Consider the following 21,796-nt stretch of genomic DNA (forward strand, 5'->3'; position numbering starts at 1 on the left):
TTATGAAAAGAATATTATTTGTTGTTGTAGTAGGATGTTTCTTGTTTAGCTCGTGTGGGGATTTTTTGGAAGAGTACTCCAAGGATCTCGTGTACGCCAGCTCTTGCGAGGATTTGGATGAGATTATTATTGGTAACGGATATATGAAAAGAAATGCGAATCAGGAATATGCCTATTACAGGGAAAATGAACTGTATTACCCGTATTTACACGTGATGGATGACGACGTGGAAGAGTTTCTTTCCGGGGCGGTAAAAATGTTAACAAATGCGAATCCTGCCGTCCGATACCGAAATTTCTACACGTGGGGAGAACGTCCTTTTTCTGATATGACCGGGGCGGAATTGGTTGATTCTGACTGGAAAAGATTATACGAGCATATCGGGTATGTTAACGTGATTATATCTTACGTGAAGGAGTTCGAGAGCGATCCGGAAGAAATTCGCCATCGGATTGCGGGAGAGGCTCTGTTTTTACGCGGGTGGTATTATTATATGTTGGTGAATCTTTACGCTAAACCTTATTCAAAGGAGACGGCAGGAAAGGATTTGGGCGTACCTTTGAACATCACGGAGTTTATTGAGGATAAGTATTTTAGCCGGGATCCGGTGGAGAAGGTGTACGAACAAATTGTTTTGGATTTGAAGAATGCGGCAGATAATTTAGCTGGTATCGTTCAGCCAACTTTTTACAGAGTAAATGAAGCGGCGGCCCGCATCTTGCTAAGTCGGGTTTATTTGTACATGGGGGAATGGCAGTTGGCTATTGACGAGTGTGACAAGGTGTTGGCCTTGGGATGTAAGTTGCGAGACATGAATGGTTTGGACGAAAAATGGTTGAATACGGTGAACTCTCCGGAAATATTGTTTACCCAAGGTAGTTACGCTATTGGAGGGTTGATGAACAATAATCTGTCACGATACGGAATTACGGGTGGTGGACGTTATCGTGTTTCGGATGAACTTCTGGCCTTGTATAAGAAATACAAGAACGATGGCGTGGTTGATTTGCGGGAAAGTGTATTTTTAGAGCCTTCCTCAAGTTATTGTCCGGGATATTTCTTTATCAGGAAGACTCCTGATTATAGTAATAATCGTAAAGGATCGGTAAAAGTTTATGATGCTTGTCTGATTCGTTCTGCCGAGGTTTATTTGAATAAGGCCGAGGCTCAGGCGATGCTGGATCAGCCGGATGCGATAAGTACGGTCAAGGTTTTGATGGAGAAACGTTATAAAGATGGCGTGTTGCCCGCAATAGACGGTTTGAAGGGAAAGGGTTTGGTTGATTTTATCAGGGAAGAACGGCGTCGGGAATTGACTTGCGAGGGGCATCGGTGGTTTGATCTGAGACGTTATGCCGTGTCACCTAAATATCCGGAATTGAAAGAAATCACGCATGGGGTTTACCAGTCCGCGATGGCGAGCTTGAAACCGGGCGTGTATGACGGGAGTTACACGTTGAAACCGTATGGTCAGGATAATGCCTGGGTGTTACCGATACCGGATTACGAGATTATTTTTGATCGAGGGACTATGGTGGACAACGATAAGCGGGAACCTCGGGAGAAGAATGAAAATTAACATTAAAAATTGCGAGTATGCTAAGAAATATTTTTGTTGTACTGGGAATGGTGTTTTGCTTTTGCGTGAGTTGTGACAAGGAAGACAATGATGTAAAGGCAGTCGAAAATATGCGCGATTGGTATAAGGTTGAGGATAAACCGGGCGAGGTGAATCATTTGCTTTATAAAATGTACAAGTATTATGACGTGACTATTTTTATTAATGATACTCTTGGACAGGAAGAACGAGGTGTGGATGCCTACGGGGAACCTATCGTTCACACGGAATTGTTTGATATGGGGTATTACGTGTACGGGACTTACACGGATGGGCGAATGACGTTATCCGCTGACAGTGTGGCCATGATTGTTGCCATTAATATGATAGAAGATCGAGTGATTCCGCATCTGCCGGAGTCGGGAGCTTACCGGCCACATTCTTTTTTGTTGGCAGATTCTGTTTTCTTGACGCAACAAATCGGTTTTTCCTATGTTACTTACGAAACGGATATTTATAGCCGGGGGATAAGAGGAATGGTGATTGGGAAATTGAACGCGATCAAAAAGATGAGTGAGGATGAACTGAAATTGTTAGGAGGGGAGATTTTGGCTGTGAAATGTGCGGACTGGATTCAAGAGTTTTGTGTGGATGAGTTACTGGATTTTTATAAAATATCCGGGGATTCTAATTATGATGAAGCGAGTATGTTTGCCCCGGCAGATTGTCCTGAAGAGCTTGGATTTATTAAATGGCTGGAAGTGGAGGTTTCATCCCGTAATTGGGTTAAGACTCCTACTAAGGAACAAGACATTCGGGATTATGTTGCGGCTATTTACGCTTATTGGGGAGAAAAGGAGAGGTTCTACGAGTCGTATCGTGATTATAAGGATATAATTAAGAAGTTTGATTTGATGGTGCCTTTGGTCGAACGGTTTAAGAAAGCAAATTGTGAGGTGAAGTAGAGAAAAGCGAATCCCACGAAGTTGATACTCCGTGGGATTCTTTTTATTTGTTTGGTTTTATTATTTCAACCACTTATTCAGCCAAGAGGCGAAAGTCCGTTGCCATAGGATTCCGTTCTGGCAACCCAATACCCAGTGACATTCTTCGGGGAAGTACAAGTACTGTGCCGGGATGCCACGCATACGGGCTGCATTGAATGCTCCCATGCCTTGAGAGGCGTCGATACGGAAGTCTTTTTGACCGTGGATAACCAAGATCGGGGTGTCCCATTCTCCCACGAATTTGTGAGGAGAGTTGTCGAATGTACGTTGAGCTACCTTGTTATTCTTTTCCCAAGGAGCGCCGCCCATATCCCAGTTAGCAAACCACATCTCTTCGGTGTTGTAGTATTGCATTTCCATGTTGAAGATACCGCAGTGAGCGATGAATGCTTTGAAGCGCTTGTCGTGATGTCCGGCAAGGAAATACACGGAGAAACCACCATAAGAGGCTCCCACGCAACCTAAACGGTTTTCATCAATATAAGGTTCTTGCTTCATCTCGTCGATGGCAGAAAGGTAATCCTTGATGTTTTGTCCGGGGTAGTCACCGCTGATTTGCTCGTTCCATTCTTGCCCGAATCCCGGTAGACCGCGACGGTTCGGGGCAACAATGATGTAACCGTTGGCTGCCATCATCTGGAAATTCCAGCGATAGCTCCAGAATTGGCTTACCGTGCTTTGAGGACCGCCTTCGCAATAAAGGATTGCCGGGTATTTTTTGTTCGGGTCGAAGTGGGGAGGATAGATGATCCAAGTCAACATTTGTTTGTTGTCCGTGGTCTTGATCCAACGGGATTCAACCTTACCCATGGTTAATTGATCCAAAATGCCTTTGTTCACGAATGATAATTCGGTGTCTTTCCCGGTTTTCGGGTCAACTTTGTAGATTTCTGCCGGTTGACTCATAGATACCTTGGTTGCGATGAGGTAATCGTTCACGGGAATAACCGAGGTGTAATTGTGTACGCCTTCGGTTAATTTGGTGATAACCCCGTCATTCAGGGTTAACCGATAAATTTCGTCCGTAGCGTGATAATCTGAAATGAAATAGATCGTGTTGTCGTCACCCCAAGAGAGAACCCCAACATTTTGATCGAAATCTTTCGTGTATTCTTTCTTCTCCCCGGTTTTCAAATTCATCACGAATAGACGAATTTTGTCCGCCTCGTAACCGTCACGTTCCATACTTTCCCAAGCCATGAGTTCTCCATTGGGGGAGATCACTTGGTTTTGGTCGTAACCCATCATCCCCTCTGTAAGGTTGCGGGTTTTACCGGAATTCAAATCGTAAAGATAGAGGTCCGTGTTGGTAGAAGTCATGTAAGCGATTCCCTCTTTTTTACGGGCCATGTAGATTACTCCTTTTCCGTCTTTGGTCCATGTGATCTGTTCTGTACCGCCCCAAGGACGAACGGGTGATTCCCATTTTTCTCCTTCCATGATGTCTTTCCCCGTGGTAACCATTTGGCCGGGGATGTAATCTGCCACGAAAGGATGGGTGTAAGCCTCTACCCAGTCATTCCAGTGACGATATACTTGACCGTCGATCAAGCGGGCGTTTGCCTTCGGAAGATCGGGGTGAAGATCGTGAACATCTTGTTCCAGTTTCACGTCTTTCAAGAAAAGAAGTTTGGATTTGTCCGGGGAGAAAATGAAGCCCCCGATACCGCCTTCAATATTGGTTAACTGGGTAAGCCCACTACCGTCGGCATTCATTTCCCATAATTGTACGGAACCGGATTTGCTGGACATGAAGGCAATTTTACCGTCGGAAGTCCAGGTTTCTCCAAATTCTTTGTAATCCGTGTCTGTCAGTTGTTTGGATTTCCCGTCGGCTAGGTTCATCACGTAGATGTCACTGTATGAACGATCTTCTTCCTTGTTGAAGTAAGTCACGTCGTACACGAGTGTTTTTTGATCGGGTGATACGCTTACGCTACCGATTCTACCAAATGACCATAACACCTCGGGAGTCATCACGTCGGATGCTAATTTCATATCCGGTGTTTTATAACTTGGTTTTACTGCCTCTTTCTTGCTGTCACACGACACCATTGCCAACAAGACTAATGCAGAACATAAATAACTTTTCATTGTAATTTTAGCTGTTTTATTACACGATTTTCTTATTTCGTTGTCGGTTGCACGCCGTTTTCCATGGCTTCCACGATTTTTTGGGTAAGCTCTTCTGCTAGTTCCGGGTTATCCATCACCAGTTGTTTCACGGTTTCCCGTCCTTGTCCCAGTTTGCTTTCGCCGTAAGAGAACCAGCTACCGCTTTTCTTGATCACGTTATATTCAACTCCGAGATCCACGATTTCGCCTGAACGAGAGATGCCTTCCCCATACATAATGTCGAATTCGGCTTTCTTGAATGGAGGTGCAACTTTGTTTTTTACCACTTTCACGCGGGTGTGGTTACCGTAGATTTCCTCTCCGTCTTTGATTTGTCCAACACGACGGATGTCCAGTCGCACGGATGAATAGAATTTCAACGCGTTACCACCCGTGGTTGTTTCGGGATTACCGAACATGACACCGATTTTATCACGCAACTGGTTAATGAATATACAGCAGGTGTTTGTCTTGCTGATGGTTCCTGTTAGTTTACGTAGTGCTTGTGACATCAAACGGGCCTGTAATCCCATCACGCTATCACCCATATCTCCCTCGATTTCAGCTTTGGGGGTTAGGGCGGCCACGGAGTCGATCACGATAATATCGATTGCTGCCGAGCGGATCAGTTGTTCTGCGATTTCAAGGGCTTGTTCACCGTTGTCCGGTTGAGATATAAACAAGTTGTTCACGTCAACTCCCAGTTTCTCGGCGTATGACCGATCAAAGGCGTGTTCGGCATCGATGATAGCCGCGATACCGCCTTGTTTTTGAGCCTCGGCGATGGCATGGATGGCTAATGTAGTCTTACCGGAAGATTCGGGACCGAAAATCTCGATCACACGGCCTTTCGGGTATCCGCCTACTCCTAATGCTCTGTCCAGTCCGATAGAGCCGGAAGGGATCACCGCGACATCTTCCACGACATTATCGCCAAGTTTCATGACGCTCCCCTTACCGAAATTCTTCTCGATCTTGTCAAGGGTAAGTTGAAGTGCTTTTAACTTGTCTTGATTGGTTTCTGTGTTTGCCATAATTTATTGATTTTAAATTTTAAATTTTAGATTTTAAATTTGAACTCCCTCCCCCCTTCGGGGTACTCCCTCTATAAACAGAGGGAGAGTTGAGTTACTTACCATCTTTGGTAAGAGTTACTAGCTCCTCCTCTATTTATAGAGGAGGTGGCCGAAGGCCGGAGGAGTTCTTTATTTTATTTTTAATTGTTCGAGGATTTGTTTTGCGTGATCCTTCGTGTTTACTTTCGTGATCACTTTTTCGATGATCCCGTTTTCGTCAATGACAAAGGTGGTGCGAACGACTCCCATGTAAGTTCTGCCATATAATTTCTTTTCGGCCCATACACCGTAGGTTTCCAGTATCTTTTTCTCGGTATCAGCAATTAGGTTGAAAGCCAAGTTATATTTGGCAATGAACTTTAAGTGAGAGCTTGCCGAATCGGGGCTGACACCAACGACTTCAAATCCTTTTTCCGTGAGGGAAGAATAACCGTCATTCAAACTACATGCTTCCGCGGTGCATCCCGACGTGTTGTCCTTCGGGTAAAAATAGAGGATTAATTTTTTCCCTTTAAAATCTTCCAGCGTGATTTTTTTCCCGTCTTGATTTATGCCCTCGAAGTAAGGGGCTTTATCTCCTTCTTTTAATGGTGCCATATTCGTTTATAATTAGTGATTTACGATAAGGAATATAAACAATTTATGATTTAATAAAACTTGTTTACTTCTTTTCCCGTAGTCTATGTACAAAAGTAGGAATATTTTGGTGAAATGAAATAGAGTTTTGGAATATTTGTACATTTGCATGAATCTAAAAATAGAGTATGGAATTTATAGAAACGTATAATTTGACAGGGCTGATTATCGGGATTTGCACGTTCCTGATTATCGGATTATTTCATCCCGTGGTGATTAAAGCGGAATATTATTGGGGAACAGGTTGCTGGTGGATTTTTCTCGTTCTGGGAATCGTGGGGACAGTGGCCGCTTTGTGGGTGACGAACGTGCTATGGTCTTCTCTACTAGGCGTGTTTGCCTTTTCTTCTTTCTGGACGATCAAGGAGATTTTCGAGCAGGAAGAACGAGTGCGTAAAGGGTGGTTTCCCGCAAACCCAAAGAGAAAAGCTAGAAAAGAATAAATTTGTAATTTACGATAAAAAGGCGTTAGCTTTGTGTGTAGAAATCACTGAATCGAAAAATCATAAATCAAGAAATTAATACATGGATAGTTCAGCAATTATAGCGCAGATGAACCGGGAAAGCCGGGGAACATTAATGGCAAGTTTAGGTATAGAGTTTATTGGTATCGGAGAGAATTGGTTGGAAGCAAAAATGCCTATTGACGAACGGACGATGCGCCCCGGTAATTTGTTGCATGGTGGAGCAATTATGGCATTAGTAGAGACCGTGGGGAGTGGATTAACTTATATCGGAGAGAATCTGGAAGAAAATCACGTGTTTGGAATCGAGATTAATGCCAACCACGTTCGGAAGGCTCAAGGAAGTTATGTTATCGGTCGTGCAGAGTTTATCCATAAAGGGCATCGTACTCACGTGGTATCTGTTAACGTGACGGATGAATTTGGGAATTTGGCATCTGTTGGACGGATCACGAATGTGGTGCTGCCTAAGTCTTAGTTAATAGAAAATAATTTCGAAGATAGAATAAGATTAGGTATACTTACAAGTAGGTATATCTAATCTTGTATAGAATTTTTTAATTGTAGAATTTCTTGTTTTAACTTGCCTACTTCTTCTGCCAGTTCTCTTATTTCTGAATCTTTTTTTGCTATAATACTGAGAAGTTTATCTTCGATATTTTGTTCTGGAGTAAAAAGAGAGGAAATTTCATCATGTTGAGATTGGAACTTTTCACCTTTTCCTGTAAAGATCCATATAGGTGATAATTCCGGATATATGGCGAAAAGTTTTGTTAATGTGTCTTCTGTAATACCTGTTTTACTCTCTAGAGTGCCTCTTGATATTCCTGTTAAAGAGTAAAATTCTCTTTTGCTGATCCCTAGATTTGCTATAAATTGTAATATTCTTTGTTTTATTGGTGAAATATTTTGTGTTTTTTCTTGCATTGGCGAAATATTTTGTATCTTTGTTGAGTTTTAATAGATTAAATGATCGTAAATATACGGAAAATAATGAATTAGGCAATGAATTTTCATTGCTGTGGTGAGGAATGTTTCATTACAGACGGTATGGGCAGAACCGTTTTTTTCTGCCTGACTTAAACCTATAACTTATGGAAAAGAATGATGCTTTGAAGGCGCAATCAGAAAATGGAGATGCGTTAGGTGGCCTGTCCACGGAAGAAATTGAAAGGCTGGAAAATTACTACATTTTGGAGGCAGAACGTTTAATGGCGTTTGGGGGGCAAGAGAAAAAGGAACCTTTAGAGGTTATGTTGAAACACTTGTGTATCGTGGAAAACCTATTACACAGTTTACAATTTCAGTGGGAGGATAGTATTTCAGTACTATATAGTAGTTTTATGCATTATGTAGTTCTGGTAGAGGGAAAAGAGAAGCAAAATCGCTTATCAGATTTGGTGATAGAGTTGATAAAAAAGATGAAACATCTTTCCAAGAAAGAACCTTTGATTATGGGTTTGGCACGTCAATACCAGCAACAGAGGAAAGAAGTAGAAGCTTTGATTGATTTGAGGAGTAATGAACCTGAAATGTGACTATCATGGGTGAAAAGGATGAAAGTGCTTTTTCTGACGGGATGTCGGGAGAGCAACAAAGAATGTCTTCGAAAGATTTCTATCTGACGAAGTCTCAGGTTATGAGAAGGTTTCGGGGTAATAAATTGAGAGGAGATTGTGATGAAAATTTATTGGGAGGCTTGCTCCATGAGATGAATGAAACGCAACAACTCTTGGATTGTATGCGACTTCCTTGGATGAAATTGGCTGATGCTTTTTTTCAAGGTTACGTTGATGTCCCCTCGTATAGTAAGGATAAGAGACTGTTAGCTTCACGATTAATAGAATTAATGGTGAAATTATCAAGGGAAACTTCTTTTGTTGAGAAATGGTTTGTGTACAATTCTTTTCAAGCGAAAGAAATTAAAGAATTAGAGGTTGCGTGTAAGATGCGACGCCTCTATAGTATTTCCATTGGTGATGAGTTATTGTACGATCTTTCGTTAAAACAATTAGTTGAAATTCATGATACGATCGAAACGTTTCTTGAACAAGATAATACCTCTTTTCAGGAATTTGAGGATGATGATTTATGTGGAATTGATGTGGATATGTCTGTTTGTCGTTTTGCGGATAAAGATACTTATGGTGTTTCTTACTATATTGATACTTACGAGGGGGAGATGCACTTTACATCTTCCGAGCAAATAAGCTGTGTTATCGAGCAAATGCAACAATTCTTGGATCGGATGGAAAAGAGAGAGTTTATGAATATTAAAGAGGCTACGGAAAAAGAAGAGGCTTTCATTACAATACGGGAAGACTATACCCCAAGAAAGAAAGTCTTGAACGAGATTCCACTTGTAAGCAAAAGTATTCGTCAATGTGATGGGGAGGTATTAACGGGAAGTTACACGATAAGTGCTAATGGTTTGTATCTAAATGATCTATCTTCCAAAAAATTTAAAGAAATTTCCGAGAAACTTGAAGAATTTTTAGAATCTGTAGATAAACAATGGAAAATACTTCGAACGCCTGTAGAATGTGGGTTCGAATCTTGATTGGAAGGGTAAAAGCAACTGGAAAAACAGTTGCTTTTTGCTATTATAATAGAAAAATATTTTTAAGGATTCAGCCGTTTGATTGTTTCTTCCAGTTTAAACATTTCATCCCGGAGGCGGGCAGCTTCAAGGAAATCCATTTCTTTGGCGGCTTTTTGCATGGCAGCTTTTGTTTTTTGCAGCATTTTTTCCAGTTCCGGTTTACTCATGTAAGCGGTAACGGGGTCTGCGGCCAAGTTCACGTGCTCTTCTTCAATGTAAGCACGGGAAGTTTCTTTTAGTACGGATTCCGTGGATTTCCGTATTTGGGTAGGGGTGATACCGTGTTGAAGGTTATACTCCATCTGTTTTTCTCGGCGATACTGGGTTTCATTGATGGTTTCCTGCATAGAGCGAGTGATCGTGTCGGCATACATGATGACTTTGCCATTTAGGTTACGGGCGGCACGTCCGGAGGTCTGTATCAGTGAACGGGTAGAGCGTAGGAATCCTTCTTTGTCGGCATCGAGGATGGCAACAAGGGAGACTTCAGGCATATCTAATCCTTCACGTAATAAGTTAACTCCTACAATTACATCAATTACTCCTTTGCGTAAATTTTCGATGATCTGTACTCGTTCCAGTGTGTCCACGTCAGAGTGAATGTACTGGCATTTGATGCTAATACGGTCCAAATATTTACTTAGTTCCTCCGCCATTCGCTTGGTCAGCGTGGTTACAAGAACTTTTTCGTTGATCTCAATTCGTTTTTGTATTTCGTTGATGAGGTGGTCTATCTGGTTCTTGCTGGGAACGACTTCGATTTCCGGATCAAGAATTCCGGTGGGGCGGATAATCTGTTCCACGACAACCCCATTGCATTTTTCCAGTTCATAATCGGCCGGGGTGGCACTGACGTATATGGTTTGCCCCGTGTTGGCCTCAAATTCTTCAAACGTGAGTGGACGGTTATCGAAAGCTGCCGGAAGACGGAACCCGTATTCCACGAGTGATTGTTTACGGGATCGGTCACCACCATACATGGCTCTTACTTGCGGGAGTGTCACGTGTGATTCGTCTACGACGAGCAGGAAATCCTGCGGGAAGTAATCCAGCAGGCAGAAGGGGCGAACTCCGGCAGCCCGCCCGTCTAGGTAACGGGAGTAATTTTCGATACCGGAGCAATAACCTAGTTCCCGGATCATTTCCACGTCATATTTTACCCGTTCGTCCAGTCGTTTTGCCTCAAAGTGTTTACCGATGGAGTTTAAGAAATCAACTTGCACGACAAGATCGTGTTCTATGTCATGTATGGCTTTCGCGAGCGTGGCTTTATCCGTGACAAACAGATTTGCGGGGTAGATGTTCAGATTTTCCATTTCGTCGATCGTTTTCCCGGTTTGCGGGCTAAACGAGGTAATCCGGTCAATCTCATCATCCCAGAACTCGATCCGGTAGGCCATTCCCTCGAAGGTTTCAATGGCCGGGAAGATGTCTACGGTTTCTCCTTTTGCCCGAAAACTACCACGTTTGAATTCCAGTTCGTTATTCACGTAAAGGGCATCCACCAAACGGCGTAAAAGTTGATTACGGGCTATCTTTTGACCTTTCTGCAAGTAGATAATATTTGAACCGAAAGCAGTTGGGTCTGCCATACCGTAAAGACACGAAACGGATGAAATCACAATTACATCCCGGCGTCCGGATAGCAAGGATGCCGTGGTTCGTAACCGTAATTTGTCGATCTCGTCATTGATCATAAGATCTTTCTCGATATATGTGTTGGTGGTGGGCAGGTAGGCCTCCGGTTGGTAATAGTCGTAGTAAGATACAAAGTATTCTACTGCATTTTCAGGGAAGAAAGCCTTGAACTCCCCGTATAACTGGGCGGCTAACGTCTTGTTGTGGCTGAGGATTAGTGTCGGACGCTGAACCTCTTGTATCACGTTGGCAATCGTAAATGTCTTTCCCGATCCTGTAACTCCCAATAATACCTGCCCCGGGACTTCATCCCGAAGTCCTTGCGTTAGTTCCTTGATTGCTTCCGGTTGATCCCCGGTCGGTTCGAATTGGGAAGTTAGTTTAAACATTTACTAATTTTAGATTTTAAATTTTAGATTTTAAATTGAAAATGTTGGTTCTTCAATTTAAAATTTACAATTATTCAATTTACAATTAAGAAAGTTTGCTCATGAATTTTTCCGGGTTGATGATAAAGCGGTCGTGGATGGCCGAGCCGATAGGGGCGGTTTCATCCCATGCCTCGATAGAGAAACGAATACGGCGACCGTCAACCTCAGTGATGGTGGCTTTGCAGGTTACTTTCTTGCCAACAGCGGTTGCCTTCACGTGTTTGGTATTGATCTCGATACCTACGGTGTCGCTGTCGGCTTCCAACATTCCTTCCAGGCATTTGATAGCTGTGTTTTCCATTAAACCTACCATTGCGGGTGTTGCGAATACTTCCAGTTTCCCGGAACCGTAAACGGCTGCCGTGTCTTTATGTTGCACGGTAATTTCTTGTGTGAAAGAGTGTCCTATTTTTATTTCCATGATCTTTGAATTTGCAATGCAAAGTTAACTAATAATCCTGTATGGAAAGGTCGTTTTAAGAAGTTTTCACGTGATGTTATGGATTGTTTAAATTCGGTTAGCTGAAAAACAGGCGTACGGCTACAATGACAAGTACGACGAGCAGGAAATACCGGATGTATTTGGCTCCCCATTTGATACTGAAACGTACTCCTAACCATGCTCCAAGCATATTTCCACAGGCTAGGATAAGTCCGACTTTAAAATCCACGAGATCGTTCCAGATAAAGATTACCAGAGCGATAATCGTGTAGAATAGCACGATAAATAGTTTTATGGCATTGGCTTTTAATAGATCGTAACCACATCCGAGAACCAACCCCGCCAGCAGGAAGAACCCGATACCGATTTGGATGAATCCGCCGTAAATTCCTAGGAAAAAGAAGATAATGTTTCGTAGCCACGGGCTTTTCATTTTTGCCTTGTCCGCATTTGCTTTAACCCAGACATCCGGGTTCAAGAGTAGCATGAAAAACATGACGATTAAAAGTCCGGCAATGACTTTTTTGAATATCTCTTCGTTGATGTCCACGGCAATAAATGCACCCACGATACTTCCGAGGGCCACGGGGAGTAGCAGTTTAGAATCGGTTTTGAAATCAAGTATTTTTTTTTGTTTAAAGCCGCTGACGGATACCACGTTTTGCAATAAAATAGCAATCCGGTTGGTTGCGTTCGCCACGTTTGCCGGTAAGCCGATGAAGATAAGGAAAGGTACTACCAACATGGAGCCGCCCCCGGCAAACGTGTTGATAAAACCTGCGGCGGTACCGAGGAGTATGGTGACGATGATTTCGATTATTGTCATGGGGCAAAGTTAAAAACTAAAAGATAAAAGCTAAAAGTTTACCGTGAGTATTTCCGAGGATAGCGGAAGAATATAGCCAAAAGGGCTGCAACACCCATTAAGTACGGGTAGTAGAGGTACTGCATGATGGCTAGCGGGGTAATGGAGGCTAGACCGGCGGCCATGAGTAATTGCGCCCCGTAGGGAATGATACCTTGCACGAAACACGAGAATGTGTCTAGCAGGCTGGCTGATTTCCGGGGATCGACACCAAAACGATTGGTAATGTCTTTAGCTATGGGGCCGGACATGATGAGGGCTATCGTGTTGTTTGCCGTGCATAAATCGGCGAAACTGACGAGGGCGGCAATACTTAATTCGGCTCCTTTTTTTGATTTGACATGAGTTGTCAATTTCTGTATGATGTAGGCAATTCCCCCGTTGGAGCGAATCATTTCGAGCATTCCGCCTGCCAATAACGTGATAATGATCAGTTCTCCCATGCCGGAGATCCCCGAACCCATGGCGGCAATCCATTCCCAGAATTGAATACTTCCGGTAATTATTCCGACTATACCGGAACAGAGAATACCGAGTAGAAGTACGATCATGACATTCACGCCAGCTAATGCGGTGGTAAGTACCAAAATGTAAGGAATTACTTTTAACCACTCGATCGGGGTGGCGCTGGGTGTTGTTGTTATTTCGCTGCCTTGGAACAGGTAAACGATAGTTACGAGTAGGGCGACCGGAATGACAATTAAGCTATTAACTTTGAATTTATCTTTCATGTTACAGCCTTGTGTGCGGGTGGCAACAATGGTTGTGTCGGAGATAAAAGATAGGTTATCCCCGAACATGGCACCTCCGACCACGATAGCTACCATGAAAGGCGTATTTATATCTGTTTGCGTGGCAATACCGACGGCAACGGGGGTAAGAGCCACGATCGTACCGACAGAAGTCCCCATGGAAAGTGAAATAAAACAGGCAGCAATAAAGATTCCTGCAAGTAGGAGACTGTCCGGAAGTATGGATAAAGCCAGATTAACGGTCGCATCTACCGCCCCCACGGCTTTTGCCGTTTGGGCAAATGCTCCGGCAAGGATAAAAATCCATACCATGAGCATGATATTGCTGTTGGCGGCTCCTTTGCAGAATAGGTCTATCCGTTTGTGGAGTTTTCCTCCGGAAGAGATGGCCACGGCCACAACGGAAGAGACGAGAAATGCTACCGTGATCGGCATTTTGTAAAAATCTCCCATGATGATAGAGGCTATCAGGTAGATACTTAAAAATACGATCAAGGGAGTTAGTGCCCAAAAGTTTGGTTTAGTTTCTTGTTGCATAGCTTAGAAAACTTGTTTTACAATTTCCTGAATATTTTCCGATTTCCCCATCGTGTAGTAATGAACGGCGGGAACCCCGTGTGCGATGAGTTCTTTACTCTGTGCTACGCACCATTCTATACCGACTTGGTTGATCTCCTTGTTATTTTTGCATGAACGAATCTCTTTAACCAGTTCGTGTGGGATGTCTATACTGAATGTACGTGGGAGCATTTCCAGATGTTTGAATGTTGATATGGGTTTTAGTCCCGGTACGATAGGTACGTTAATTCCTTGCGCCCGACATTTATCGACAAACTGGAAAAATTTGGAGTTATCGAAAAACATCTGGGTGACGATATAATTTGCTCCCGCATCGACTTTCTTTTTCAGGTTTTCGATGTCACAGGCTTGGTTGGGAGCTTCGTAATGTTTTTCCGGGTATCCGGCAACCCCGATGCAGAAGTTCGTGGGAACGGCCTCTGTCAGCGTGTCATCCAAGTATTGTCCGTGGTTCATGCGAGTGATTTGTTCTACCAGTTCACAACTATATTGGTGTCCGCCTTCTTCGGGAGTAAAGAAACGTTCTCCCGGTATGGGATCACCCCGGAGGGCCATCACGTTTTCAATGTCAAGGAAATTCAAGTCTATGAGTTCGTTCTCGATCTTGTGGCGGGTGGCTCCCCCGCACACGATATGAGGAACCATGTCCACGTTGTACCGTCTCATGATGGCTGCGGCCAGTGCCACGGAACCGGGGCGTTTTGTCACGGTAACTTTTTTGATCGTTCCGTCCGGGTATTCACGATATACCACTTCATCCCGGTGAAAGGTAATGTTAATGAATGGGGGAGCAAGGGCAATCAAGGGTTCGATGGCCTCGTATATTTTATTGATGTCTCCGCCTTTTAGTGGCGGTACCAGCTCGAAAGAGAATACCGCTTTGTCTGTATTGTTGAGTATGTCGATGACTTTCATAATTTTAGATTTTTAGATTCCAATAGTTTATCTATTTTAGAGTTCAAACTCCTCCGTCACTTCGTGCACCTCCTCTATAAACAGAGGAGGAGTTGGTGACTCTTCCCGAAAACAGGGAGTATTCCAGCTCTCCCTCTGTTTATAGAGGGAGTACCCCGAAGGGGGGAGGGAGTTTGTTACTTTTATCTTATTTTAGAAGAGTCTTATACGCTAAAATATTTTACTTTAGGATGAGAAATCAGCATGCCGCACAGGCTTGTCGAGGGATAGATGGAATACCCTTCGGTGAGGCGTACCCCGATCTGGGTAGGAGCATCCAGAATGTCAAAGGCCAATTTCTTCATCGCATGATCCGGGCAAGTCGGGTAACCGAAAGCGGGACGGATCATGTGAGTTCCTTCATTGACTTGTTCCTGCATCCATTCTGCGCAGGCTTCTGCCAACCGGGCACAGAGACTTCCTCGTAACAAGTGTTCAAAATCACGGCAATCGTTGCATTGGTGATCATCCTGTACTTTCAAGCAGAATAGTCCCACGCTGCCGATTCCTTTTTCTTTCGGGATGACGAAATCAGCCAGTGAAAGACACTCTTCCAAGTCCGCTTGCTGCCGGGGCATCGTGAATCGATATTGACCATCCAGAACGATGTCTTCATGCTCCGAATAGGCATCAAAGAAACGGACAATGATGGAAACGTCAAATTCATTTCCGGCAATCACTTTACCCAGCATATCCAGTGCTGCTTGGTAAGTACGGTCCGCCTCGTCGTTCGTGTAAATGATTTTTGGGTATATCCCTTTGAATCCCCAGAAATGGAAAAATGGCGTCCAGTCGATTCTTTCCACTAAATCTTCGAGATTCAAGCGTTTTACCAGTAGATTGTGTTCTCCGAAAGTTGTGGGTTCCACGTGTTCCCAATCGTACCGTGGGGCTCTCCGGCGAGCTTCTTCGAGTGATATTTGTTTTTGTTGATGTTGATTGTACAAAGTTCGAATGTTTTCTTGTTCAACTTTTATTTCACGAATATAATTTTCCCGATCATTCAGTAAACGCTTGATGATTCCCACGGTCCGGGATGCGTCACCACCTGACACAACGCAATATTCGTATTTCGGTGCTAGTTTGACGGCCGTATGCACGGTTGAGGTCGTAGCTCCACCAACAAGTAGGGGAACTTGTAATTGTTCTTTTTGCAACAGTTCGCACAGGTTTTCCATTTCCCCCAGAGAGGGCGTGATCAAACCGCTGACTCCGATAATATCTGCCTCGTGTTCTTTGGCAGCATTGACAATACTTTGATTGTCAACCATGACACCAAGATCGATTACTTCCAAATTATTACAGGTCAGAACAATATTCACGATATTTTTACCGATGTCGTGTACGTCTCCTTTCACCGTGGCAATCACGACACGGGGGCGACGGGTTACGTTTTTGCCCGATGCGTTGTGACGTTCGATTTCCGGTTGTAGGATGTGTACGGCTTCTTTCATAACCTTGGCTGATTTCACGACCTGTGGCAAGAACATTTTTCCTTCCCCGAAGAATTGTCCGACCCGTTCCATTCCTTTCATTAAAGGCCCTTCGATGATCTCGACCGGGCTGGCATAATGCGCGAGTGTCTCTTGAAGGTCTTCCGTCAGATAATCCGTGATTCCCTTGATTAGTGCGTGTCCGAGACGTTCTTCCAGGGGACGGTTCCGCCATTCTTCCTGTTGCACGGTTTTTACTTCTCCTTTCGTTTCCCTGTATTTCTCGGCAAGGGTGATCAGGGTTTCCGTCGCTTCGGGTGTACGGTTTAGTACGACGTCTTCCACGGCTTTCAGCAATACCGGGTCGATCTCGTCGTATACCTGTAACATGGCAGGATTCACGATCGCCATGTCCAGCCCTGCACGAATGGCATGGTACAAGAAAACGGAGTGCATGGCTTCCCGCACCGTGTTATTTCCCCGGAACGAGAATGACAAGTTGGAGACACCACCGGATGTGCGGCATCCTTTCAAGTTTTGTTTAATCCAGCGTACCGCCTCGATATAGTCCACGGCATAGTTGTTGTGTTCCTCGATTCCGGTTCCGATGGCTAGTATGTTCACATCGAAGATAATGTTTTCAGGAGTAAATCCAGCTTGCGTGGTCAACAAGTCGTAAGCTCTTTGGCAAATGTCTATTTTACGTTGGTATGTCGTGGCTTGGCCTTCTTCGTCAAATGCCATCACGACCACGGCCGCCCCTAGGCGTTGAATCTCTTTGGCTTTGTAAAGGAAGTCTTTTTCCCCTTCTTTCAAGCTGATCGAGTTTACAATACATTTTCCTTGCGTGTTTTTTAACCCGGCAAGGATGGTTTCCCACTTGGAAGAATCTATCATGAAAGCCGCTTTGGCAATATCCGGTTCGTTGCTGATGATTCGCACGAAACGTTCCATCTCGGCCGTGCCGTCCAACATGGCATCATCCATGTTGATGTCGATGATAGACGCTCCTGCCTCGATCTGTTTCCGGGCGATCGTGGCAGCCTCCGTGTAATTCTTTTCCCGGATAAGACGGGCAAATTTAGCGGAGCCTGCCACGTTTGTACGTTCGCCGATATTGATAAAATTGTTTAATTCCTTATCCACCACGACGGTATCGAGACCACTCACTTTTAGTTGGTGGTTGGATGTCGGGACTTTTCTAGGGGGGATGTCTTTCAAGGCGTTTGCGATTGCCCGGATGTGTTCCGGTGTCGTTCCGCAACATCCTCCGGCAATATTGATCAATCCCTCTTTTGCCATGTTCTGGAGACAAAGAGCGGTAAATTTCGGAGATTCGTCGTATTCTCCCATTTCATTCGGTAGTCCTGCGTTCGGGTATATACTGATGTAACACGGGATGCGTGGAGCCAGTTCCCGTAGGAAATGGTGTAACTCTTTCGCCCCGAATGAACAGTTCAGGCCAAAGCTGAGAATCGGGTAGTGGGAGAGACTCGTGAACAGGGCCTCCAGTGATTGTCCGGTCAGTGTACGTCCGCTTTTGTCGTTTACCGTGGCGGAAAGCATCACGGGAAGATGCGTACCTTTCTCTTCCTGTACTTTTGCGATAGCGTAAAGGGCGGCTTTTGCGTTCAGCCCGTCGTAGATGGTTTCAACCAGCAACAAATCTACGCCGCCTTCTATTAATGCCGTTACCTGACTGGCGTATGCATTGGCCAGCGTATCGAAATCCACGATTCGGTAAGTCGGTTGATCGGGATCAGGGGTGAGGGTCAGGGATTTATCGGTTGGTCCGATACTTCCTGCCACGTAAACTTTCCGTTCTTTACAAGCGGCTGCGGTTTCTTTTGCCAGACGGGCGCCTTCCAAGTTAAAGCGTTCCACCCATTCCGTACAACCGTATTCGGTTTGTGAAATAGCATTGGCATTGAAGGTGTTGGTTTCGATAATATCGGCTCCCGCATCAATATAGTTTTGATGTACCTGACGAATCACGTCCGGGCGGGTAATATTCAGCACATCGTTGTTTCCCTTTAGGGGGATCGGGTGGTGTGCGAATTCCTTGCCTCGGAAATCGGTTTCCGTCAACCGGAATTGCTGCAAAGCTGTTCCGGTGGCTCCATCCAGTATGTATATGCGATCTTGTAGGTTCATTTTTGTAATTTAGAATTTAAAGTTTAGAATGAAAGAGTTTTAAATCAAAAATGCCGTGAATTCCGATTTTGTCATCCTTGATACAGATGGCGGCAAGGATGTCTTTCGTCTTCCCGATCTTTTCGATGCAAGGGGCGATGTCGTCTGTTGTTTTGATTTCGTTGGCAAAAGCCGTGGCATACGTGTCGGCTAAAGCACAATTTTTACAAATAATCATGACGGCATCCGCTTTCCCGAAACTTAAAGAGGGACCCACGGTTCCGGATGAAGTACAAATTCCTAGGGGGGCGTGGTCAGCCCGGAGGGTGAAACCCACTTTTTCCGACAGGGGAGAGGGCCCGGCAAACACGGCAATATCTATGTTTTCTTGTATGTCCGCGTAGATGTCTCCGCCATTTTCCACGATGATTTCCCGCACCCCGTACTTTTCTTTGATCTCTTGACCAATTCGGCTGGCAACAGCCCCGGCAACCGCACTCATCGGACCGATTCCGGATTTTCTGGCCACCTCAGACATCTCTTGAAAAATGGCTGGGGCTCCCGGTTGTGCCTCGTAGGAAACGAGTGACGTGGCGTAATCCGGATCATTTTGCAGGTAAGCATCCATGTATTCCCGTAATGTTCGGATTCGGGATTCCGTGAATGTAGGTATGCTTTCTTGGAAAGATGCTTGATCTATTCCGATCCACAGGTCTGTCTCTTTGTAAGCAACCGTGAAAGAATACCAGCGCTCTTTCTGCAAATGCTCCCGATATGTGCGATTTTTGTACTCGATCATAACCGAATTAATTTATGATTTCAATTTTCAATTCTCCATTTTCCATTTTCAATTGTCTAGCAGCTTTCCGGATTACTGAATTCAATCTTGAAAAGTTTCAACGGGCAAGCTTTTAAACATAGTTTGCAGGCGATACATTTTTCGGGATTGAATTGTAGTTTCCAGTCGGGAGCCTCGATCGTCAAGGCGTGGGAGAAACAGGCCGAGGCACAGTTTCCGCAATTGATACAGCGGGATTCGTCGTAAGAAATCTTGCTGGATACAGGGCTTACGGTTACCCCGTTATCATTCAGGAAGGCGATAGCCTGTTCTATTCTCAAGGGATCCGCATCCATTTCGATCAAGAGTGATCCGGTTTTTCCGGGTTGTATCTCTGCCTTTAGGATATTTACTTTTACATCATAGATACGAATTAAGTCGTATGTCAAGGGTCTATCTGTTGCGTCAACCGGGAAGGTTAATATTACTTTTTTAGTCATAGCCGCTATTAATTTTAGATTTTACTAATTATTTGATTCTGTGATTTCCGATTAGATGATTATAAAATCACGTAATCGTTGAATCGGCAAGCACTTAATCTTTTTTCAATTCTCCATTTTCAATTTCTTGGAGTCCTTTTAGAGAAGTGCCTGTTGGCATGGGGCGAACGGGTTCCGTGAGCAGGAAGTCTCCTTTCTGAATCCATGACTTTAAAATCTCGGCAATTTGCCGGGCTTTTGACAAGCTGGCAACAGGAGCCGTTTTGATTTTATGGCCATTGACCTCGATCTCTCCACTTTGTAGGGCGGCGTAATTTGTTTTACCTAAAATCTTATTCCCGTCTCCGTAATCGACAACCGTGGTTTCTATTTGTTCATTTCGGATAGATACTCTGCGGGCAAGGTCTTCATCCAGAATCGGGATGGGGATGCCGATGCCGACAAACATGCTTACCCCGTATTTTTCGTAATAAACTCCTCTTAAAAATTCCGTACTCATGTTTTTTAAGTCACCGATTACGGCAATCGTGCGGGCATTGCTGGTGGGTATTCCGTGTTCGTTCGTTTCTTTCGTGGAGTGGAATTGTGTTCCGTTCCAAGTGACGTATCCTTCTGTCCCGCAGAGGAAAATACGAGTTCCTAAACCGATCGTACGACATTCCGGATCGTTCAACAGGGGAGATAATTCTCCGGCCGTGCTGTAAGAGGCATTTCGCAATTTTGGCAACAAGGTTCCCATGTACGTGTATTTAATTTTATCCGTGGAGTTAGTAGCCACGTTATAATTCTGGTAGGCATTTCTGGGGTTGTACAGGATGGCCTCGTTAATCGTATCTTTGGTGATCACCGTTTTGATATGTTTCCGGGGATAACAATCCGTACCTTTTCCCCAGGCCTCCAGCGTGATTTCTTTACCTGCAATCAGGTCTTCTATGATATGGGCACCCCCGTAACTGGGATTTTCCGGGTTGCAATCAGTGGCACCCACGTAAGTGTCCACGGCGGCTAGTCCACCACTGACACGAATGCCGTTCAACTCGATTTTTTCCATGCGAATCGGGGGATTAGCGTGTCCGAAGTTTAGGAATGCCCCGGAGGAACACATTGCCCCGAAAGTGGCCGTGGTCACGACATCCACTTTCTCCGCAATCTCTTTCGGGGAGAGCGTTTTTGCCAGTTCTGCAACTTCTTCGGCAGTCAACACGACAGCCGTACCTTTCTTGATTTTATCGTTTATTTCTGCGTATGTTTTAGCCATGATCTTGTACAATTTTTTAATGGATAAATTGTTTGTTGGTGATTTTTTATCTGTTAGCTGCCTTGCAACTAATTGATTTCTATGGATGATTTGATGGTATGCAATGACACGTTTTCACACGGTTTATCCTTGAAACCGATTCATAAAATCCTGAAAATTACCGTGTAATTTCCCAATCAAAAATCTGAAATTAAAAAAATCTAAAATAAAAAGTCCGGGGTATAAAAAATATTAGCGCATGCAGCGCATACGCATAGACATGGCGATAGAATGAATGAAAAGAATGCTACAATTTGTAGTGCAATAAATGCTGTTTTGTTTTGTTGTTTCTGTTTTCATTTTCTTTCAGCTTAAATTATAACTCCTGGTTCTCAGGTCGGGTTTTGGCACCTTGCAAGTGGTCTTGCAGGTTGTCGGAGTTTCCATGAGCCCGTTCTCTCGACTCCTCTTTATAATTCAAACAATCCTCGCAGATTGAATTGATTGGGACAAAGAAAAACAGAATAAATGAATAATGCAAGTATTTGGCGGGATTTTTTCAGCCGATCGAATATTTACGTCCGTGTAGTTTCCT

General features: G+C 44.2%; 19 protein-coding genes and 1 riboswitch. Of the genes, 6 read left to right on the plus strand and 13 right to left on the minus strand.

The window, feature by feature from the left end; translation table 11 throughout:
• Window positions 1–2: 2 nt before the first annotated feature.
• Together QVC79_RS08015 and QVC79_RS08020 are read left to right on the plus strand one after the other, a co-directional pair.
• Window positions 3–1,580, plus strand: a complete 1,578-nt coding sequence (locus QVC79_RS08015; protein WP_270593301.1) for a RagB/SusD family nutrient uptake outer membrane protein — start codon at window positions 3–5, stop codon at window positions 1,578–1,580.
• A gap of 17 nt (window positions 1,581–1,597) precedes the next feature.
• A complete protein-coding gene (locus QVC79_RS08020; protein ID WP_270593302.1) occupies window positions 1,598–2,524 on the plus strand; it encodes a hypothetical protein in 927 nt (308 codons plus the stop codon).
• Window positions 2,525–2,584: 60 nt separating this feature from the next.
• Here the strand turns inward: QVC79_RS08020 and dpp5 are convergent, their stop codons facing one another.
• The 3 genes from dpp5 to bcp all read right to left on the minus strand — a co-directional run bounded on the left by dpp5 (window position 2,585) and on the right by bcp (window position 6,354).
• A complete protein-coding gene (gene dpp5, locus QVC79_RS08025) occupies window positions 2,585–4,660 on the minus strand; it encodes a dipeptidyl-peptidase Dpp5 (RefSeq protein ID WP_270593303.1) in 2,076 nt (691 codons plus the stop codon).
• Window positions 4,661–4,692: 32 nt separating this feature from the next.
• Window positions 4,693–5,715: a recombinase RecA gene (gene recA, locus QVC79_RS08030; RefSeq protein ID WP_124317434.1), complete on the minus strand. Its 1,023-nt coding sequence runs from the start codon at window positions 5,713–5,715 to the stop codon at window positions 4,693–4,695.
• A 171-nt stretch (window positions 5,716–5,886) separates the two neighbouring features.
• Complete coding sequence (gene bcp, locus QVC79_RS08035; protein WP_087420476.1) at window positions 5,887–6,354, minus strand: thioredoxin-dependent thiol peroxidase; 468 nt, start codon at window positions 6,352–6,354, stop codon at window positions 5,887–5,889.
• A gap of 167 nt (window positions 6,355–6,521) precedes the next feature.
• On the opposite strand from bcp, the gene QVC79_RS08040 reads away from it, so the two are divergent.
• Together QVC79_RS08040 and QVC79_RS08045 are read left to right on the plus strand one after the other, a co-directional pair.
• Complete coding sequence (locus QVC79_RS08040; RefSeq protein WP_270593304.1) at window positions 6,522–6,836, plus strand: DUF4491 family protein; 315 nt, start codon at window positions 6,522–6,524, stop codon at window positions 6,834–6,836.
• 82 nt (window positions 6,837–6,918) lie between these two features.
• A complete protein-coding gene (locus QVC79_RS08045) occupies window positions 6,919–7,335 on the plus strand; it encodes a PaaI family thioesterase (RefSeq protein WP_270593306.1) in 417 nt (138 codons plus the stop codon).
• A 59-nt stretch (window positions 7,336–7,394) separates the two neighbouring features.
• Here the strand turns inward: QVC79_RS08045 and QVC79_RS08050 are convergent, their stop codons facing one another.
• Window positions 7,395–7,784 carry a transcriptional regulator gene (locus tag QVC79_RS08050; protein ID WP_270593307.1) on the minus strand — a complete coding sequence of 130 codons (390 nt, stop codon included), beginning with the start codon at window positions 7,782–7,784 and terminating at the stop codon, window positions 7,395–7,397.
• 167 nt (window positions 7,785–7,951) lie between these two features.
• On the opposite strand from QVC79_RS08050, the gene QVC79_RS08055 reads away from it, so the two are divergent.
• Together QVC79_RS08055 and QVC79_RS08060 are read left to right on the plus strand one after the other, a co-directional pair.
• Window positions 7,952–8,395 (plus strand): hypothetical protein, encoded by a 444-nt coding sequence (locus tag QVC79_RS08055; RefSeq protein ID WP_270593308.1) that lies wholly within the window; start codon window positions 7,952–7,954, stop codon window positions 8,393–8,395.
• A gap of 5 nt (window positions 8,396–8,400) precedes the next feature.
• On the plus strand, window positions 8,401–9,417 hold the full coding sequence (locus tag QVC79_RS08060; protein WP_270593309.1) for a hypothetical protein: 1,017 nt from the start codon (window positions 8,401–8,403) through the stop codon (window positions 9,415–9,417).
• A 62-nt stretch (window positions 9,418–9,479) separates the two neighbouring features.
• On the opposite strand, the gene uvrB is transcribed toward QVC79_RS08060, so the two are convergent.
• The 9 genes from uvrB to QVC79_RS08105 form a co-directional block, all read right to left on the minus strand.
• The gene (gene uvrB, locus QVC79_RS08065) at window positions 9,480–11,486 is read right to left on the minus strand and encodes an excinuclease ABC subunit UvrB (protein ID WP_270593310.1); all 2,007 of its coding nucleotides are present in this window, start codon (window positions 11,484–11,486) and stop codon (window positions 9,480–9,482) included.
• A gap of 85 nt (window positions 11,487–11,571) precedes the next feature.
• Window positions 11,572–11,949 (minus strand): thioesterase family protein, encoded by a 378-nt coding sequence (locus tag QVC79_RS08070; protein WP_118258242.1) that lies wholly within the window; start codon window positions 11,947–11,949, stop codon window positions 11,572–11,574.
• 97 nt (window positions 11,950–12,046) lie between these two features.
• Complete coding sequence (locus tag QVC79_RS08075) at window positions 12,047–12,796, minus strand: sulfite exporter TauE/SafE family protein (protein WP_270593311.1); 750 nt, start codon at window positions 12,794–12,796, stop codon at window positions 12,047–12,049.
• A gap of 38 nt (window positions 12,797–12,834) precedes the next feature.
• A complete protein-coding gene (locus tag QVC79_RS08080; protein WP_270593312.1) occupies window positions 12,835–14,124 on the minus strand; it encodes a Na+/H+ antiporter NhaC family protein in 1,290 nt (429 codons plus the stop codon).
• A 3-nt stretch (window positions 14,125–14,127) separates the two neighbouring features.
• Complete coding sequence (metF, locus tag QVC79_RS08085; RefSeq protein ID WP_270593313.1) at window positions 14,128–15,081, minus strand: methylenetetrahydrofolate reductase [NAD(P)H]; 954 nt, start codon at window positions 15,079–15,081, stop codon at window positions 14,128–14,130.
• Window positions 15,082–15,284: 203 nt separating this feature from the next.
• The gene (gene metH / locus QVC79_RS08090) at window positions 15,285–18,707 is read right to left on the minus strand and encodes a methionine synthase (RefSeq protein ID WP_270593314.1); all 3,423 of its coding nucleotides are present in this window, start codon (window positions 18,705–18,707) and stop codon (window positions 15,285–15,287) included.
• Window positions 18,708–18,723: 16 nt separating this feature from the next.
• On the minus strand, window positions 18,724–19,485 hold the full coding sequence (locus QVC79_RS08095) for a UPF0280 family protein (RefSeq protein ID WP_270593315.1): 762 nt from the start codon (window positions 19,483–19,485) through the stop codon (window positions 18,724–18,726).
• 56 nt (window positions 19,486–19,541) lie between these two features.
• Window positions 19,542–19,964, minus strand: a complete 423-nt coding sequence (locus tag QVC79_RS08100; RefSeq protein WP_087420462.1) for an NIL domain-containing protein — start codon at window positions 19,962–19,964, stop codon at window positions 19,542–19,544.
• A 94-nt stretch (window positions 19,965–20,058) separates the two neighbouring features.
• Window positions 20,059–21,222: a homocysteine biosynthesis protein gene (locus QVC79_RS08105; RefSeq protein ID WP_087420461.1), complete on the minus strand. Its 1,164-nt coding sequence runs from the start codon at window positions 21,220–21,222 to the stop codon at window positions 20,059–20,061.
• Window positions 21,223–21,574: 352 nt separating this feature from the next.
• A riboswitch (SAM riboswitch) is annotated at window positions 21,575–21,680 on the minus strand.
• Window positions 21,681–21,796 lie beyond the last annotated feature (116 nt).

It is taken from the genome of Butyricimonas sp. (genome assembly GCF_019423355.1).
In the GTDB taxonomy this organism is placed as follows: Bacteria; Bacteroidota; Bacteroidia; order Bacteroidales; family Marinifilaceae; genus Butyricimonas; species Butyricimonas faecihominis.